The sequence below is a fragment of the Pseudomonas sp. ESBL9 genome, assembly GCF_036668715.1.
Taxonomy (GTDB): domain Bacteria; phylum Pseudomonadota; class Gammaproteobacteria; order Pseudomonadales; family Pseudomonadaceae; genus Aquipseudomonas; species Aquipseudomonas lundensis.
The window spans coordinates 439,022-455,745 of the sequence record NZ_JAZEVV010000005.1 but is presented as its reverse complement, the minus strand read 5'-3'; the positions used below and the strand labels follow the sequence as shown (position 1 = coordinate 455,745).

Here is a 16,724-nt window from a genome sequence, read left to right as displayed (position 1 = left end):
GAGCGTTCAGCGGAAAAAATGGATGGAATAGGCGGCAGACGTGATCGGTTTTGAACGGCTGCCGTTTTTTGAAAGCACCTATGGCTCAGCAGTCGAAAAATAGCGGCCTACTTCAGACCATCCTTAGTGGGCATGGCTGCACCCATGTTGATATGGGGACATTGGGGGGGGCGCTGGGGAACCAAAAAAGTGTTAATGGTTTCACTCCTTCTTTTCAGTCTGTGCAGCGCGTGGCTGGCGCAAAGCAATACGATCGGGACGTTTCTGTTTTTGCGTTTCTTTCAAGGGTTTGCTGCCAGCGGGATGTCAGTCATGGCACGCTCTTTGATCGCTCAGCGTTTCAAAGGTGCTCAACTCGCCAAGGCACTTTCCTGGTTATCCATTGCCTTCGTTATTTCTTTGGGCGTCGGGCAATACATAGGCGCTGTTTTAATCAATGCAGCGGACTGGACTGCCACGTTCTGGCTTCTTGCACTCGGCGCGTTATTTCACACAGGATTATTTTTTTGGTTCATACCGAATTCACAACACCCCGAACGTTCCTCCACTGGCTGGAAGCTGTATCTGACGCTAGTCAGACATGGCCCCTTCCTTACGCCGGCGCTGATGGGAGGATTGGGCTATGGGTTACTGATAGCGTTCAATACTGCCGCGCCCGCTATTTTTCAAACGGTTTATCAGTGGTCCGTCACGGATTACGGCAACTTTGGCTGGGCGATGAGTGTGGCTTATATGTCGGGATCGTTGAGCGTCAATCACTGGGTGATGAGTCTCGGGCAATCACGGTTCAACACTCTGGGCATTCGAATCATGATGGCCGGGAGTGCTGCCATGACGTGCGCAGTCATTGTTGCCCCCACCTATGCCCTGATGATGTGGCTCCCCTACTGTTTTATCGTTTTCGGTCAGGCGATCAACTACCCCGTCAGCTTGTCGCAAGCCTGTGAAAACGCCCCTATTGAAGGGCCTTATACAATGGCTATGTGCGGTTTCATTCATCAATTGCTGGCTGCTTTTATAGGTGTGACTGTCAGTCTGATTGACGCTAGAGAACCTGTGCATCTGGCTTTTATTTTCCTTTTATTAGCCTGTGTGATCGGAAAATTAAACTCGGTGAGTCAACATTGCATCAAGGCGAGTTAATGGGGTGATGCGATGTAACCGATGAGCCCGGCATGTCCACACCCCCCCCATTTCAGGCCGTTTCTTCCAACCGTGACAGCCATGCTTCTAACGCCGACGCCTCCAGCGGGCGGCTGATGAGGTAGCCCTGAGCCGTGTCGCATTGCCAACGCGCCAGCAGGTCAAGGGTGTGCTGGTACTCCACGCCTTCGGCCACGACCTTCAACCCCAGGTTATGGCTCATCTCCAGGGTCGAGCGCACGATGACTGCGTCTTCGCTGGTCTCGTCCAGGTTACGGATAAACGACTGGTCGATTTTCAGCTCTTGCACCGGTAGCCGCTTGAGGTGCGCCAGTGACGAGTAGCCCGTGCCGAAATCGTCCACCGACAGCCCTATGCCACCCTCGCGCAGTTTTTCCAGCACGCTGAGGGAATGCTCCGGGTCGCGCATGACCGCACTTTCGGTGATTTCGAAAATCAATTGCCCGGCCGATACCTGATAGCGCGAGAGCAAGGCGTCGACGCTCAACAGCAGGTCTTCGCCCTGTAAATCCGCCGCCGAGATGTTGAGGGACAGTTGCAGGTGCAGCCCTTTGCGATTCCACTCGGCCAGTTGGCGCACGCCCTCTTCGATGACCCAGTGGGTGAGCAACGGCATGCTGCCGGTGCGTTCGGCCAGCGGGATGAATTCGGCTGGCGACACCACGCCCAATTCGGGGTGACGCCAACGCAGCAGGGCTTCAGCCTGATGCACGTGGCCGCTTCTGATGTCGAGTTTGGGCTGGTACAGCAAAAACAGTTCGCCCTCGCTCGCCGCGCTGCGCACGTCGCGTATCAGCTGGATTTGCCGTTGATGGGCCAGGTCGCGGTCTTGCTGGTACACCTGCAAGTAACCCGGCAGCGCAGCGGCATCGCGTCGGGCAAGGGCGGCGCGGCTGATCAGTTCCTCGACGCTTTGCCCGTTGATCGGGTAGGCCGCAATGCCCATGCAGATTTCCAGCGACACCTCATGCCCATCGATGCTCAGCGGTCGTTTCAACAGCCGGTGGAGCCTGTCGGCCATGACCACCGCGGCATCGATCTGGGTGCTTTCCAGTAGCAATAAAAACTCATTGCCGGTGATGCGCGCGGCGGTGTCCCGTTCGTGCAAGGTGTCGAGCATGACGCGGCTGATTTCGCGCATGATCAATTCCAGGCCGTCCTGGCCGAAGCTTTCGTTGATCACCCGGTAGTTTTCGACGCCCAGATAAATCAGCACCACCTCCCTGCTCGCGCTGATGGCGCTGCCCAGTCGCTCCATGGCCAGCGCGCGGTTGGGCAAGCCGGTCAGCGCGTCGTGCAGCGCGTTATGCGCCAGTTGCTGTTCGCGCAGGGCGATACCGCTTTGCATCGCGTTGATCGCCTTGGCCAAAAAGCCCAGTTCATCCTTGCGCTTGAGTTCGACCGGCACCTGATAATTGCCGCGTCCGATTCGCTGGGCGGCCTCGGCCAGCAAGCTGACCGGGCGCGACACCGCACGCGCCAGCCACAGGGCGCCGAGCAACGACAGCAACAACGCGCCGAGGGATATCCACAAAAACTTGCGATCCAGTGAGTTGAACGCCTGCATCGTCTGGTCCAGCGGGCTTTGCAAGAAAGCCATCACGTGCCCGTTTTGCGGATCGTTTGAGGTGGTCAGTTGCAGCAACTGACCGAGAAAGCGTTTGTCCTGAAACTCGTTGAAATAGACCTGGGTGCCGACCGGGCGGTCCCTCATGAACGCGGCGATGCTGGTGTTCATGGCGTCAGGCAGGGTACTGCTGAGTACGCCACTTTCGCCCTGTTTGAGGGCCATGAATGACACTTCCAGGTTGCTCAACGAGCGCAGTTCGTGGGCAAACACGTCGTCCATCGGCATCCCCGACACCACACGCACGACGGGCAAGGGGGTGAGCACCACGCCCTGGACCATCATGTAGGGTCGATTGTCCAAAACGCCGATCAACATGGATTGCGCGTGGCGGCGTGCGAGCCTCAAGTCTTTGGCGTAAGGAAAGCGCTGTCCGGGCGGCAGGCCTTTGAGGGTGCTGGTGATGATGCGACCGTTGAGGTCCAGTACGAATAACTCACTGCCGCGAATGCTCGGTTCGAATTCTTGCAGGGCGGCTTCGATTTGTGCGGGGCTGCCGTTGAGTGCCGCCTGGCGAAAGCCCGAGTCATTGGTCAGCCAGTTGAGACCGTACTGAATCCGCCGCCAGCGTAAATCCATGAAGCGCTCGAACACTCGCGTGCCTGTGTGCAGCTGCTCTTCGGCCTGGTCTCTGGCAACGGTGATGGTCACGGTTTTAACCGCGAAATACACCACCCCCATGAGCAACAGCAGGAGCAACGCCAGAAACAGGCTGATACGGGCCTGAAAACTGTTGCGCAGCTTCATGGCGCGGCCTCGATCCACTGAGTCAATGCCTGCACCCACCTTGCGATGATTCCCTGAGGCATACGCGCTCCTTGTGCGCCCTGAAGGCAGCCACGCAAGCGGCTGCCCACTCCATCTTTATTGTTATGAATCGTAACTGTCGCCCAACAGAAGATCGCCTAATAATTTCGGGCCGTCTACCGTCAAGTTGTTGGCGACAAAGGCCTAGCGAATACGAGGGTGTACCCAGGTTTTATCAATCACTGGCAGAGGTTTTGCGCTGGCTGCCGGGCCCTTGCAAAAAGCCGTCCGGGCGCCATCGGCTACGCTACCGGCGCAGTCTTCGGCAGCGGCTAGAGGATGAAAAACGTTTCACCATTGAAACCACTGACACCGCGCCCCATCTAACCCCCATACCCCATTGCGCAGGTGCCCCATGAGCGACCAGCAAGATTTCCCGGATAACAGCACTGAATACGCAGACATAGAACACACCGAATCCGTACACAAACCCCACTCGGTCGGGACTGAACTGGCATTGCCGGAGCAGAATCTGCCGGACAAGGTGTACATCATCCCGATTCACAATCGCCCGTTCTTCCCGGCGCAAGTACTGCCGGTCATCGTCAATGAAGAACCGTGGGCCGAAACACTGGAACTGGTCAGCAAATCACCTCATCACTCGCTGGCCCTGTTTTTTGTCGATACGCCACCTGATGACCCTCGCCATTTCGACACCTCCAGCCTCCCGGAATACGGCACGCTGGTGAAAGTGCATCACGCCAGCCGCGAAAACGGCAAATTGCAATTCGTGGCCCAGGGCCTGACCCGTGTGCGCATCAGCATGTGGCTCAAACACCACCGCCCGCCTTATCTGGTGGAAGTCGAATACCCGCAGCAGCCCAAAGAGCCCACCGATGAGGTGAAGGCTTACGGCATGGCGCTGATCAATGCCATCAAGGAGCTGCTGCCGCTCAACCCGCTGTACAGCGAAGAGCTGAAAAACTACCTCAATCGCTTCAGCCCCAACGACCCGTCGCCGCTGACCGATTTCGCGGCCGCGCTGACCTCGGCAACCGGCAACGAGCTGCAAGAAGTGCTCGATTGCGTGCCCATGCTCAAACGCATGGAGAAAGTCCTGCCGATGCTGCGCAAGGAAGTCGAAGTCGCGCGCCTGCAAAAAGAAATTTCCGCCGAAGTGAACCTGAAAATCGGCGAGCATCAACGCGAGTTCTTCCTCAAAGAACAGCTCAAGGTGATCCAGCAGGAACTGGGCCTGACCAAAGACGACCGCAGCGCGGACATCGAGCAGTTCAAGCAGCGCCTTGAAGGCAAAACCCTCACGGCTCAGGCGCAGAAACGCATCGATGAGGAAATGAACAAACTGTCGATCCTGGAAACCGGGTCGCCCGAATACGCGGTCACCCGCAACTACCTGGACTGGGCAACGTCGCTGCCCTGGGGTGTGTTCGGGCAAGACAAACTCGACCTCAAGCATGCCCGCAAGGTGCTGGACGCCCACCATTCGGGGCTCGACGACATCAAAAACCGCATCCTCGAATTTCTGGCAGTCGGCGCCTACAAGGGGTCGGTAAGCGGTTCGATCGTGTTGCTGGTCGGCCCGCCGGGCGTGGGTAAAACCAGCGTCGGCAAGTCGATCGCCGAGTCCCTGGGACGACCGTTCTACCGCTTCAGTGTCGGCGGCATGCGTGACGAAGCCGAGATCAAAGGCCATCGTCGCACGTACATCGGCGCTCAGCCGGGCAAGCTGGTGCAGGCCCTCAAAGACGTCGAAGTGATGAACCCGGTCATCATGCTCGACGAGATCGACAAGATGGGTCAGAGCTTCCAGGGCGACCCTGCCTCTGCCCTGCTCGAAACCCTTGATCCGGAACAGAACGTCGATTTCCTCGACCATTACCTGGATTTGCGCCTGGACCTGTCCAAAGTGCTGTTCGTCTGCACGGCCAACACGCTGGACTCGATTCCGGGGCCGTTGCTCGACCGTATGGAGGTGATTCGCCTCTCGGGTTACATCACCGAAGAAAAGATCGCGATTGCCAAGCGTCACCTGTGGCCTAAGCAGTTGGAGAAAGCCGGGGTGTCCAAAAACAGCCTGAGCATCAGCGACAGTGCATTGCGGGCTGTGATCGATGGCTACGCCCGCGAAGCCGGTGTACGTCAGTTGGAGAAACAACTCGGCAAACTGGTGCGCAAAGCCGTGGTCAAGTTGCTGGAAGACCCCAAGGCGGTGATCAAGATCGGCCCCAAAGACCTCGAAGCGTCATTGGGCATGCCGGTGTTCCGCAATGAACAGGTCATCAGCGGGACAGGCGTGATCACCGGGTTGGCGTGGACCAGCATGGGCGGCGCGACCCTGCCGATTGAGGCAACCCGTATCCACACCCTCAACCGCGGGTTCAAGCTGACCGGGCAATTGGGTGATGTGATGAAGGAGTCTGCCGAGATTGCATACAGCTACGTCAGCTCCAACCTCAAGCAGTTTGGCGGTGATCCCAAGTTCTTCGATGAGGCGTTTGTGCATTTGCACGTGCCCGAAGGCGCCACGCCCAAAGACGGCCCGAGCGCCGGTGTGACCATGGCCAGCGCACTGCTGTCACTGGCGCGCAACCAGCCACCGAAAAAGGGCATCGCCATGACCGGCGAGCTGACCTTGACCGGGCATGTGCTGCCCATTGGCGGCGTCCGTGAGAAAGTCATCGCGGCGCGCAGGCAGAAGATTCACGAGCTGATCCTCCCTGAAGCCAACCGCGGCCACTTTGAAGAACTGCCGGACTATTTGAAAGAAGGCATCACCGTGCACTTTGCCAAACGCTTCAATGACGTGGCCAAAGTGCTGTTCTAAACCGCTGAAAGCCACGGGCTACAGCGCCTCCATGCAAACATGACGGCGCTGTAGTACTGCCCATGCGGGGCTACCCCTGTCATTTCTGTCAGTAGACACAACACCCGTTCCCGACACTAATAGGCCCCAGAACCGTTAGCGTTGGATGGGCTTGGATCATGGCACTACAGCACCCTGCATATGGAAACCCTGCCGTAATATGGCAGACAATTTTGGGTAAGCCTGCGTTCAACCCTAGAACGAAGGGTGAACTGAGAGCAGAGGTGTCCTGTCGGCATCTGTTCGAAGCCCAGGAAATCACTTTTGCCAGCAGCCAAAAAAAGATTGTCATCACCGCTGAGATCGAAGACTTCGGGTCGCCGCAGTATCGCTGCATGTCGCTGACCCTGGACGTCAATATCCAGTCCGGCATTTACCTGTACAAGCGCGGGCAACCCGGCCCGGTACGCGACATGTCTTACACAGAATGCGTCGAGAAGGATGGCGATCTGGTGTATCACCTGACCCAGGCTGATATTGGCACCCTGCACCTGTCCGTCATCGAAAGTTGCTACAGCGCACGCCTGTTCACCTTTGAAGGCACTGATCACCTCAGCGACCCGTTCGAGGTCTGCGGCGAATTCACCGTGACCCCGCCTCACGCCGCAATGAGTTATTGAGCACCACGGGCAACTTTAGCCGCGTGGCATAGCCCGATTGCCGTCTTGGGTTATGCTGCGCGCTTGTTCTTGTCCCGATGGAGCCTTCAATGTCCCCCGCGCGTCTTATCCCCTTGCTCAGCTTGACCTTGCTGGCGGCTTGCGCCCAGCAACCGGCGCACAACGTGATTGTGGAAGAACAGAGTGACTGCCCGATGCAATTGCACACCGGGCAAAATCTGACGCTGACGCTGCCCAGCAACCCCACGACCGGTTACCGCTGGGCCATTCAGGATTCGGCAGGCGGCGTGTTGCGCAGCCTCGGCCCTGAAGTCTACAAAAGCGCCGACAGTGGCCAGTTGCTGGGCAGTGGCGGGCAATCCACCTGGCGCTTTCAGGCCTTTGCACCGGGCACCGGTCGCCTGCGCCTGACCTATCAGCAGCCCTGGGAGCCTGAAGCAGAGCCCGCCCACGTGTTTGACTGCCCTGTCACGGTGAACTGACATGCCGTGGCTGATCCTCGCGGTCATGGGCGCCGCCGCCTACCTGTATGGCGTGCACATGCAGTCCACGCTGTTGTGCCTGCTGAGCAAACCCTTGCCCGTGCTGGCCTTGCTCGGTTGGCTACAAGACGCGCCGCCCAGCCTTTATCGGCGCTGGATCAGTATCGGTTTACTGTTTTCGTTGCTCGGTGACGTGCTCCTGGCCTGGCCCGTAGACCTGTTCGTGTTTGGCCTCGGGGCTTTTCTGCTGGCCCATTTGGCGTACCTCAAGGCCTACCTGGCCGATTGCCGACGCATCGCAGCGCTGCCTCTGCTACTGGCGCTGGCCGCCGGCGGCGGGTTGTTGAGCGTTATGGCCAGCCATGGCCTGGGGGATTTGCTGATCCCGGTCATCGTCTACGCCCTCACGATCAGCGCCATGCTGTGGCGCGCCCTCGCCCGATTGGGGACTGAGGTGCCTGAGCGCTCGGCCTGCCTGGCAGCGGCCGGCGCACTGGCGTTTGTGGTGTCTGACAGCCTGATCGGCATTGACCGCTTCGTGATCAAGTTCGGTGCCGCGCCCTACCTGATCATCCTCAGCTACTGGCTCGGTCAATGGGGCATTGCCGCATCGGTATTTAGCCAGCGCAAACGCTGACCCTCCACTGTCACTTATGACAGTAGACGCCATGCCCGTTGCCATCATTAATACCGTCTCTGCACACTCAAACAGTCAGCGAGGGTTCAATGATGGCCAATCACTTTTCTACGCGTGGCAAAGACAAAGTCAAAGGCACGCTCAAACCAAACCCCAAGCACCCGTCACGCTCCAAACAGGCACTGATCAGCGACGCCTCGGCCACCATTACGGACCGCGCCGATTTCAAGGCCGATGACATCATGTTGGGCAGCGGCCTCAAGACCCTGTCCATTGCGGCCTCGGCTGCAACCTTTGGCTCTTACGAATACCGGGTGATTAATTTCATTTTTGATCTGGGTATTAAAAGCGGTACACACACTTTTGAGCAGGGTGTATCCGGGCCGATCCAGGACTTGTCGTATGTGGAGTTCGCGGTCGTGGGCGGCAATGAAATCTATTACAACTGCGAAGGAATCAGCGGCTCTTTGACGCTGGACATCATCGACCACGCGTACTACATCCGTGAGTTCACGTTTACCGCACAGGACAGCGAACAGAAAAACATCACTCTGACCGGGCATGTGAGCGTCTCGTCCTCGTTGTGTGAATGCCCCTGACACCCTGTCAGCACATTCAGAATGCTGCGCGGTTTATCAGACAGACCGCGCACTCCAGCGTCAACTTGGCTAAAATGCCGCCCCTTTTGAATTTCCATCGCCGGAACCCTCGTGAGCAAAGAACCCGACCGTATTTTCGCCCAGCCCCTGGCCCAGGTGCCGGACTTCGCCTTTAACGAAGACGTGGTACGGGTGTTCCCGGACATGATCAAACGCTCGGTGCCCGGTTACCCGACCATTGTGGAAAACCTCGGTGTGCTGGCGGCGCAATTCGCCCAACCCCACAGCGTGCTTTATGACCTGGGCAGTTCGCTGGGGGCGGTGACGCAGGCGTTGCGCCGTCATGTGCGCAGCGAAGGGTGCAAGGTGATTGCGGTGGACAACTCGGCGGCGATGGTCGAGCGCTGCCGCGAATACCTCAACGGGCAGAACTCGATGTTTCAGGAGCTGTTGCCGGTTGAGGTGATCGAAGGCGACATTCTTGCGCTGCAATTTGAACCGGCCTCAGTGGTTGCGCTGAACTTCACGCTGCAATTCATTGCCCCCGAGCAACGGCTGGCCCTGCTCGGGCGCATCCGCCAGTCGCTGTTGCCGGGCGGTGCGCTGATCCTGTCAGAGAAGCTGCGCTTCAATGACGCTCAGGAGCACGCTTTGCTCACTGACTTGCACATTGCGTTCAAGCGCGCCAATGGCTACAGCGATCTGGAGATCGCGCAAAAACGCAGCGCCATCGAAAACGTCATGAAGCCCGACAGCCTCGAAGAACACCGCGAACGCCTGCTGGCCGCCGGGTTCTCGACCGTCGTGCCGTGGTTCCAGTGTCTTAACTTTGCCTCGTTGATTGCCTTGCCATGATTGATCTTTCCCCTCTTGCCCGGCGTCTGGCCGGCACGCCCCTGGCCGCATGGGCCACCACGCTGCAGGCTCAGCTCGACCTCAAAATGGAGAAAGGCCACGGCGACCTTGAGCGTTGGCAAAGCGCGCTGGATGCGTTGCCCGACGTCAAGCCTACCGAGATCGACCTGCTCAACGGGCTGACCCTGGACACCGACTGCGACGACGACACCCGCGCGCAGATGCATCAGGCGCTGATGGGGCTGTCGCCGTGGCGCAAAGGGCCATTTGACCTGTTCGGCGTGCATGTGGACACCGAATGGCACTCGGACTGGAAATGGTCGCGGGTCGCGCCGCACATCGACCTCACAGGCAAACGCATCCTCGATGTGGGCTGCGGCAACGGCTATTACATGTGGCGCATGTTGGGCGCCGGCGCCCACAGCGTCATCGGCGTAGACCCGAACTGGCTGTTTTTCTGCCAGTTCCAGGCCGTGCAGCGCTTCTTGCAGCAAGAAGCCGCGTGGCATTTGCCCTTCCCGTTCGAAGACCTGCCAGCGAACCTCGAAGGCTTCGATACCGTGTTTTCCATGGGTGTGTTCTACCACCGCCGCTCCCCCATCGAGCATTTGCTGGCGCTCAAGGACTGCCTGGTCAAGGGTGGCGAACTGGTGCTCGAAACCCTGGTGATTGAGGGCGACGAGAATCAGGTGCTGGTGCCGGAAGATCGCTACGCGCAGATGCGCAACGTGTGGTTCCTGCCGTCAATTGCGGCGCTGGAGCGCTGGTTGCGGCGCGCCGGTTTCAGCGAGGTGCGCTGTGTCGACGTGAGCATCACCACCGTGCAAGAACAGCGGGCAACGCCGTGGATGAAATTCCAGTCGTTGAGCGACTACCTCGACCCGAACGACCACAGCAAAACCATTGAAGGGTTGCCTGCGCCGATGCGCGCAGTGATTGTGGCCCGCAAGTGACCACACGCTAACCCGGCTACAACGGCTGTTTGGCGCGGCGGGCCTTGAAAAAGTCGCTCAGGATCGCGCCGCATTCGTCGGCCAGCACCCCGCCTTCAAACAGCACCCGGTGGTTGAGAAAGCCCTGGGTGAAGAACTGCCCCTGACTTTGCACAATCCCGGCCTTGGGCTCCAGCGCGCCATACACCACGCGTGACACCCGCGAATGCACGATCAGGCCCGCGCACATGCTGCACGGCTCCAGCGTGACGTACAGCGTGCTGCCCGGCAGGCGGTAGTTACAGGCAGAGGCGGCTGCGGCACGTATGGCGACCATTTCGGCATGGGCGCTGGGGTCGTGACCGCTGATCGGGCAGTTGAAACCGCGCCCGATAATCTCGCCGTTTTGCACCAGCACCGCACCCACCGGCACTTCCCCCAGGGCCGCCCCCTGAGCAGCCAGTGCCAGCGCTTCACGCATGTAGTCTTGATCGCGGCTGCGGTCGATGATCTGGGGTTGACGCCCTTGTCGCATCAGGAAACCTCAATGGCGGCCATTAGGCCGGTTTCCATGTGGTCAATCACATGGCAGTGGAACATCCACACGCCGGGATTATCCGCCACCAACGCCACGCGGGCACGTTCGTTTTTACCCAACAAATAGGTGTCGGTGAAATACGGGGTGATTTTTTTGCGATTGGACGCCAGCACCTTGAAGCTCATACCGTGCAAATGGATCGGGTGCTGGTACTGGGTCATGTTCTTCAATTCGAAGATGTAGCTCTGCCCCAGCTTGAGTTTGGCAATCGGCCGATCGGCGCAGGTCTTGTCTTTGATGTCCCAGGCAATGCCGTTGATTTGCCACAGGCTGGGGGGTTGATCGCCGTCTTGATTCTCGGACACCGAACCGACCCATTCAAAATTGAAGTTGAGCTTCTCGGCATTGGCCACATCCGGCTCGGCAATCGGGTTGGCCGGCAAGGCGGCAGGCCACTGGGTCGCGGCACCGGGGCTGGCCACCGCCCGCAACGTACCCAGGCGCACAGGCCCGTCACGTAGAGACAATTCTTCGCCTTCGGCGGGTGCCTTGATGGCCAGGCAAATGCGCATACCGGGGCCCAGCCAGTATTCCTTGCCCAGCGGCCGTGGCTCGATGGGGTTGCCGTCCAGCGCGTAGATCCTGGCTTCCACGCCCGGGATGTTGATGCGGTAGGTCAAGGTGTTGTCGAGGTTGAGCAGACGCACACGGGTGATTTGCCCGGCCGGCAGTTCGATGGTCGGCACATGGCTGCCGTTGATCGTGGACAGGCGCCCTGCCGTACCGCCGCGTGCGGCTTCGCGGGTGATGCTGAACGGCATGAACCCGCCCTCTTCATCCACATGCCAGTTTTTGATGCTCAAAGTGCGTTCGTGGACAAAACCGGTCGGCTCGCGCTCCTCGACAATCAGGGGGCCCACCAGCCCACGCCCCAGCTCTTCACTGCTGTTGACGTGCGGGTGATACCAGTAGCTGCCAGCGTCCGGCACGCGGAATTTGTAGTCGAAATACTCGCCCGGCAGAACCGGCAACTGGGACACATAAGGCACGCCGTCCATCTCCAGCGGCAGACGGATCCCGTGCCAGTGAATGGTGGTGGGCACCGGCAGATGATTGATAAAGCGCACCCGCAGCCAATCGCCCTGACGCACCCGCAGCTCGGTACCCGGTGCCGATGGGCCAAAGGCCCAGGCTTCGGTCTGATGCCCGGGCACCAGCTCGACGTCCAGCGGCGCGGCAATCAGCTCGTAATCGTGGCCGGCCTCGGCGTCGGCCATTTTCCCCAGCCAGTAACGCGAAGCGCCACCCGCTCCGACACCCACCACGACCAGGCCGGCCAAACCACCGAGTATTTGTCGACGGGTAAAGGACATGGGCTCAACTACCTCTCGTATCGTAAACGGGCTTACGCCCCGCAAAAGGCGAATACGATACACCTGCAGTTGAGAAACAGTAAGGCCGGGGTGGCGAAGGGCCGCACCCACGCCCGCAAGCCTGAACCTCGACGAGGCGTTTACAGCCCTACGAGCACATGCACCACGCCATTGGCCAAGGGCATGACGTTCGGTAATTGCTGCGCGTGCAGGGTCAGTTTCGAGGCATCGCACACTTGGACGCGCACGCGGGTAAGTGCGACTTTCTGTTCGGATGTAATGTTCTCGGCCCCGCCCAACGCCGCCAATACAGCACTGTCCAGCAACGACGAGGCCGGGCGGGTCACGTCGGGCATCAGATCCGGGGTCAGCGCTTTCCAGAACGCCTGATGAAGTTTTTCAAACATGTTCAATGCTCCAGCACTAACGATTGAGGCTGTAAGGTGGCCCGCACATGCTCGGCGCTTTCCAGCGCCAGCACCTTGTCGGCCAATGCCTTGCAGGCGGTCAATTGCACTTCGCGCACCCGTGCCTTGATGGCCGGGATCAGCGGCACGCTGACCGACAGTTCATCCACCCCCAGGCCCAGCAGCACCGGCACCGCCAACGGCTCGGAGGCCAGCGCGCCACACACGCCCACCCACTTGCCATGGGCGTGGGCGGCCCGGACCGTGTGAGCGATCAGGCGCAACACGGCCGGGTGCAAGCTGTCGGCCTGACGGGCCAGGCGCGGATGATCGCGGTCCATGGCCAAGGTGTATTGGGTCAAGTCGTTGGTGCCAATCGAGAAGAAATCCACCTCGGGCGCAAACAGGTCGGCCATCAAGGCCGCCGCAGGCACTTCGATCATGATGCCCAGCTTGGGCAACGCGCTGAGCCCCAGCCGCTGCGCCTCTTCCTGCAACATCTGCCGCGCGACCCGCAACTCGGACAAGTGCGTGACCATCGGCAACAGGATGTGCAGTTGCGTCAGCCCGGCACTGGCCAAAACGGCGCGCAACTGGTCGCGCAGCAACTGCGGACGTTCAAGGCACAGGCGAATACCGCGCATGCCCAGGAACGGGTTGAGTTCACTGGCCATTGGCACGTAGGCCAGCGGTTTGTCACCGCCCACATCCAGCGTACGCACCACCAGCGGGTGTTCAGTGCCCACGGCGCGGGCTATCTCGCAGTAGGTGGCCACTTGCTCTTCATGGGAAGGCGCGCGGCTGCGATCCAGATACAAAAACTCCGAGCGCAGTAGCCCGACGCCGTGGGCGCCCAGGGTCATCGCGTGTTCAGCCTCTGCCCGCGAGGCAATATTGGCGGTGATGTTCACCGGGTGCCCGTCCAGGGTGCAGGCCGCCAACGACGCGTGCTGCAAATCCCGTTGTAGACGGTCCTCACGCAACGCGCGCTGCGCACCCAATTGCTCCATCTGCCCTACATCAGGCTGCACGTGCAACTGACCTGCATCGGCATCCAGCAATACCGGCAGGCCACTGGCCAGCGCCAGCACCTGAGGTGACACCCCGCACAACGCCGGGATGCCCAAGGCACGGGCCAGAATGGCGACATGGCTGGTAGCACCGCCGCCCACGGTGACAACCCCCACGACTTTGCGGGTGTCGAGCCCGGCCGTTTGCGAGGGCGTCAGTTGTTCTGCCACCAATATCGCCTGATCGGGCAACGCCAGCGCACGGTCATCCACGCCGAGAATCCGTTTGAGCACGCGCAGCCCCACGTCTTCCAGATCCAGCGCCCGCTCAGCCAGTAACGGACTGCCCAGGCCCTTGAACAGCGCCGAGGTGGCTTCGGTCGCATTGCGCCAGGCAAAGGCTGCACTTTTGCCTGCGTTGATCAGCTCGGCGGCATGCTCCAGCAAGCTCGGGTCTTGCAACAACTGCTGATGCGCCCGAAAGATGTCGCGCTGCGCCGGGTTGGATGCGTCATCGCGCAGCCCCTGCAACTCATCGGCCGCCCGGGCCAACGCGTGTTGCAGCGCGGCGTGTTCGCGTTGCGCCTCGCTGGCATGTTCGTCCACCTCCAGCGCGCTGTGCGCCACCTGCACCACGTAACCGAACGCCGAACCGGTGGAGGCGCACACGCCGCGCAGCACATCCGACACCCCGTCACGGGCGACGGGGTCGGGGTCTGGGGCCAACACCACATGCTCAACCTCTTCGCCACAGCCTTGGCTCAGCAGCTCGGACAACTCACGCAGGGCCGCCTCGGCATCCGGCCCCGCCGCACTGAGGTAAACGCTGTCTGCATACGCGGTTTGCAACGCCATGATCGCCACCAGCGACTTGGCATTGGCGCTGTCGTGCTGGCGATGCAGTTGAACACGTGCCGCAAAGCCTTTCGCCGCCTGGGCCAACACCCCGGCCGGTCGCGCATGCAGGCCATTGGGGTTGGGCAGCAACACGGCCTGCGAATGCAACACCGGACTGTCTTCATGACCGGTTGCCCCCTCGTCTTTACCCGCGTGCACCTGCACGTGCAAAAGAGGCTGCCCGGTCTGGATGTGCGCCTTGCCGTGCGCCAGCGCCTGAAAACCCTCCCCGCTGATCACCAGCATCAGCGTCAGCAAACTGCGGGCATGCAGCGCCAGGTAGTCGGCATCGAACTCAATCAGCGGCTGCCCGGCCTCAACCCGCTGGCCTTCCTCAACCTGCGCGATAAAACCTTTGCCCTGAAGGTTCACCGTGTCCAGCCCAATGTGCAGCAGCACCTGCACACCGCTGTCGTGGGTGATGCTCAGGGCATGCCCCGTGTGTTGCAGGTTGCTGACCACCCCGGCCAGCGGGGCGCATAACATCTGTGACGTCGGGTCGATGCACACACCATCGCCCATCAGGCGACTGGAGAACACCGGATCAGGGACATCGTCGAGCGCCAGCACCACGCCTGACAGGGGCGCCAGCAGTTCCAGTTGTGAGGGTGTGACCATGACTTCACCTGCAAGAGAGAGTTTGAATGCCGAGGGCGTGCGCGCCTCGCCAGCGTCGCTTATTTCCACCAGTACTCGACCTGCAATCCCATATTTGAACCGTGCCGGGCCCTGCCAAACGCGCCGCTGTCAGATAACGCCGACCCGGCGTCCAATCGATTGGCGGCCAGTTGTGCGGCTTTGTTCCAGCGGGCATAGGTGTAATACAGGCGAATTTCGGGGCGCTCCCAAAAGCCGGGCCCCTTGGGCGACCAGGTGGGCGCAAAGGTAAATTTGCTCAAGGTGCGGGTGCCGTCGGCGGCCTTGACCTGATCGTGACCAAGTTCGGTGACCAGTTTGAACTGTTGACTGATCGCGTACGCCGGGCGCACACCCAGCGACAGCCACTCTTGATTGCCATCCTGAGGGCGAACGTCTTTTTGATAGACCGCCTCGACCTGTCCGCCGAAGCGCGGCGTCACTTGCCAGTCAAAAAACTCCACCAGCCGATACCGTTTACTGCTGTTGTCCAGCCGGGTGTTGCCGGTGTAGCCAAGCCCTGTCCCTGAACCCTCGCCGTATTGCAGGGCAACGGTGTTGCGGCCCCCCAAAAAGGCGTTTTGCACGTGCTGCGCCGTGATCGCCCAGCCGCTGTGGGCATCGGTGCGCCGGGGTTTTTCGAGGTAGCTCACACCGAACTCCAGCTCGCCTCCGGGGTTGGTCTTGAACCCGGCAACGTTGACGTCGTGACGGGTGACAGCCTGCTCCTGATAAAGGCTGTCTTTGCGCGAAAACGCATAGCTGTATTTCAAACCGCCGATCAGCACATCTTCGATGCCGCCGCCCGTGGCGCTCTGGTTCCAGTAGTAAAAGTCGGAGATGTGGATGTCATTGCGTTTGTAGTAGCGCCGCCCGGCCCACAGCGAGCCGCCATTAAGACGCGGCAGGTTCGACCATTGCGCGTACAGCTGAGGCATGCGCACCGAACCGTTCTCCCCTTGAAAGGTGAGCTGGTGGTTGTACTGGTTGTAAAACGAGGCCATGCCGTCGACGCTGAGCACCGAGCCGTCATCCAGGGTCAGGATGTCCTGGCGAAGTTCCAGCTCCGCGTACTGCTCGCACTCGTTGCCCAGCCGGTATTTGGTTTCAGCGCCGGGCAGTTTGAAACACGATTGTTTGCCCCCGTTGAGCGAGTTGCCGACGCCGCTGCGCAGGTAACCCGAGAATTCCAGCGCCTGCGCCGGGAGCGGTGCCAGCAGGCATAACGATGCGGTAAGCACGCAGCGGTTGAGTGGTGTGTTCATAAAAGATGACCTTTCTTATTGTTATGGGTAAATCACAACGGCTAAACCGCT

14 protein-coding genes are annotated in these 16,724 nt (G+C 60.1%); 8 read left to right on the top strand and 6 right to left on the bottom strand.

The window, feature by feature from the left end; translation table 11 throughout:
• The first annotated feature begins 132 nt into the window (after positions 1 to 132).
• Complete coding sequence (locus V6F78_RS17020) at positions 133 to 1,143, top strand: MFS transporter (RefSeq protein WP_332727929.1); 1,011 nt, start codon at positions 133 to 135, stop codon at positions 1,141 to 1,143.
• A gap of 52 nt (positions 1,144 to 1,195) precedes the next feature.
• Here V6F78_RS17020 and V6F78_RS17015 read toward each other — a convergent pair whose 3' ends face one another.
• A complete protein-coding gene (locus V6F78_RS17015; protein ID WP_332727926.1) occupies positions 1,196 to 3,538 on the bottom strand; it encodes a bifunctional diguanylate cyclase/phosphodiesterase in 2,343 nt (780 codons plus the stop codon).
• Positions 3,539 to 3,953: 415 nt separating this feature from the next.
• On the opposite strand from V6F78_RS17015, the gene lon reads away from it, so the two are divergent.
• The 7 genes from lon to cmoB all read left to right on the top strand — a co-directional run bounded on the left by lon (position 3,954) and on the right by cmoB (position 10,568).
• Complete coding sequence (lon, locus tag V6F78_RS17010) at positions 3,954 to 6,383, top strand: endopeptidase La (RefSeq protein WP_047278778.1); 2,430 nt, start codon at positions 3,954 to 3,956, stop codon at positions 6,381 to 6,383.
• A gap of 263 nt (positions 6,384 to 6,646) precedes the next feature.
• The gene (locus tag V6F78_RS17005) at positions 6,647 to 7,042 is read left to right on the top strand and encodes a hypothetical protein (RefSeq protein WP_241485533.1); all 396 of its coding nucleotides are present in this window, start codon (positions 6,647 to 6,649) and stop codon (positions 7,040 to 7,042) included.
• Between the two features lie 89 nt (positions 7,043 to 7,131).
• The gene (locus tag V6F78_RS17000; protein ID WP_047282267.1) at positions 7,132 to 7,524 is read left to right on the top strand and encodes a protease inhibitor I42 family protein; all 393 of its coding nucleotides are present in this window, start codon (positions 7,132 to 7,134) and stop codon (positions 7,522 to 7,524) included.
• Position 7,525: 1 nt separating this feature from the next.
• Positions 7,526 to 8,161 carry a lysoplasmalogenase gene (locus V6F78_RS16995; protein WP_047295417.1) on the top strand — a complete coding sequence of 212 codons (636 nt, stop codon included), beginning with the start codon at positions 7,526 to 7,528 and terminating at the stop codon, positions 8,159 to 8,161.
• Positions 8,162 to 8,250: 89 nt separating this feature from the next.
• On the top strand, positions 8,251 to 8,760 hold the full coding sequence (locus V6F78_RS16990) for a hypothetical protein (RefSeq protein WP_047295419.1): 510 nt from the start codon (positions 8,251 to 8,253) through the stop codon (positions 8,758 to 8,760).
• Positions 8,761 to 8,871: 111 nt separating this feature from the next.
• A complete protein-coding gene (gene cmoA / locus V6F78_RS16985; RefSeq protein ID WP_047273899.1) occupies positions 8,872 to 9,615 on the top strand; it encodes a carboxy-S-adenosyl-L-methionine synthase CmoA in 744 nt (247 codons plus the stop codon).
• Positions 9,612 to 10,568 carry a tRNA 5-methoxyuridine(34)/uridine 5-oxyacetic acid(34) synthase CmoB gene (gene cmoB / locus V6F78_RS16980; protein ID WP_332727921.1) on the top strand — a complete coding sequence of 319 codons (957 nt, stop codon included), beginning with the start codon at positions 9,612 to 9,614 and terminating at the stop codon, positions 10,566 to 10,568. Before cmoA ends, cmoB begins: the two co-directional genes overlap by 4 nt.
• A gap of 16 nt (positions 10,569 to 10,584) precedes the next feature.
• Here the strand turns inward: cmoB and tadA are convergent, their stop codons facing one another.
• The 5 genes from tadA to V6F78_RS16955 form a co-directional block, all read right to left on the bottom strand.
• Entirely contained in the window at positions 10,585 to 11,082 is a 498-nt protein-coding gene (gene tadA / locus V6F78_RS16975; RefSeq protein WP_047273895.1) for a tRNA adenosine(34) deaminase TadA, read from the bottom strand.
• On the bottom strand, positions 11,082 to 12,458 hold the full coding sequence (locus V6F78_RS16970) for a multicopper oxidase family protein (RefSeq protein ID WP_094991326.1): 1,377 nt from the start codon (positions 12,456 to 12,458) through the stop codon (positions 11,082 to 11,084). Before V6F78_RS16970 ends, tadA begins: the two co-directional genes overlap by 1 nt.
• A gap of 140 nt (positions 12,459 to 12,598) precedes the next feature.
• On the bottom strand, positions 12,599 to 12,865 hold the full coding sequence (locus V6F78_RS16965; RefSeq protein ID WP_048374567.1) for a PTS transporter subunit EIIB: 267 nt from the start codon (positions 12,863 to 12,865) through the stop codon (positions 12,599 to 12,601).
• 2 nt (positions 12,866 to 12,867) lie between these two features.
• Complete coding sequence (ptsP, locus tag V6F78_RS16960) at positions 12,868 to 15,390, bottom strand: phosphoenolpyruvate--protein phosphotransferase (protein WP_332727918.1); 2,523 nt, start codon at positions 15,388 to 15,390, stop codon at positions 12,868 to 12,870.
• Positions 15,391 to 15,449: 59 nt separating this feature from the next.
• Complete coding sequence (locus V6F78_RS16955; protein ID WP_332727916.1) at positions 15,450 to 16,673, bottom strand: maltoporin; 1,224 nt, start codon at positions 16,671 to 16,673, stop codon at positions 15,450 to 15,452.
• Positions 16,674 to 16,724: the final 51 nt, after the last annotated feature.

Bases quoted from the DNA above. Each gene is read 5' to 3' on its own strand.
- V6F78_RS17020 (WP_332727929.1), top strand. From the start codon at position 133: ATGGCTGCACCCATGTTGATATGGGGACATTGGGGGGGGCGCTGGGGA.
- V6F78_RS17015 (WP_332727926.1), bottom strand. From the start codon at position 3,538: ATGAAGCTGCGCAACAGTTTTCAGGCCCGTATCAGCCTGTTTCTGGCG.
- lon (WP_047278778.1), top strand. From the start codon at position 3,954: ATGAGCGACCAGCAAGATTTCCCGGATAACAGCACTGAATACGCAGAC.
- V6F78_RS17000 (WP_047282267.1), top strand. From the start codon at position 7,132: ATGTCCCCCGCGCGTCTTATCCCCTTGCTCAGCTTGACCTTGCTGGCG.
- V6F78_RS16995 (WP_047295417.1), top strand. From the start codon at position 7,526: ATGCCGTGGCTGATCCTCGCGGTCATGGGCGCCGCCGCCTACCTGTAT.
- V6F78_RS16990 (WP_047295419.1), top strand. From the start codon at position 8,251: ATGATGGCCAATCACTTTTCTACGCGTGGCAAAGACAAAGTCAAAGGC.
- cmoB (WP_332727921.1), top strand. From the start codon at position 9,612: ATGATTGATCTTTCCCCTCTTGCCCGGCGTCTGGCCGGCACGCCCCTG.
- tadA (WP_047273895.1), bottom strand. From the start codon at position 11,082: ATGCGACAAGGGCGTCAACCCCAGATCATCGACCGCAGCCGCGATCAA.
- V6F78_RS16970 (WP_094991326.1), bottom strand. From the start codon at position 12,458: ATGTCCTTTACCCGTCGACAAATACTCGGTGGTTTGGCCGGCCTGGTC.
- V6F78_RS16965 (WP_048374567.1), bottom strand. From the start codon at position 12,865: ATGTTTGAAAAACTTCATCAGGCGTTCTGGAAAGCGCTGACCCCGGAT.
- ptsP (WP_332727918.1), bottom strand. From the start codon at position 15,390: ATGGTCACACCCTCACAACTGGAACTGCTGGCGCCCCTGTCAGGCGTG.
- V6F78_RS16955 (WP_332727916.1), bottom strand. From the start codon at position 16,673: ATGAACACACCACTCAACCGCTGCGTGCTTACCGCATCGTTATGCCTG.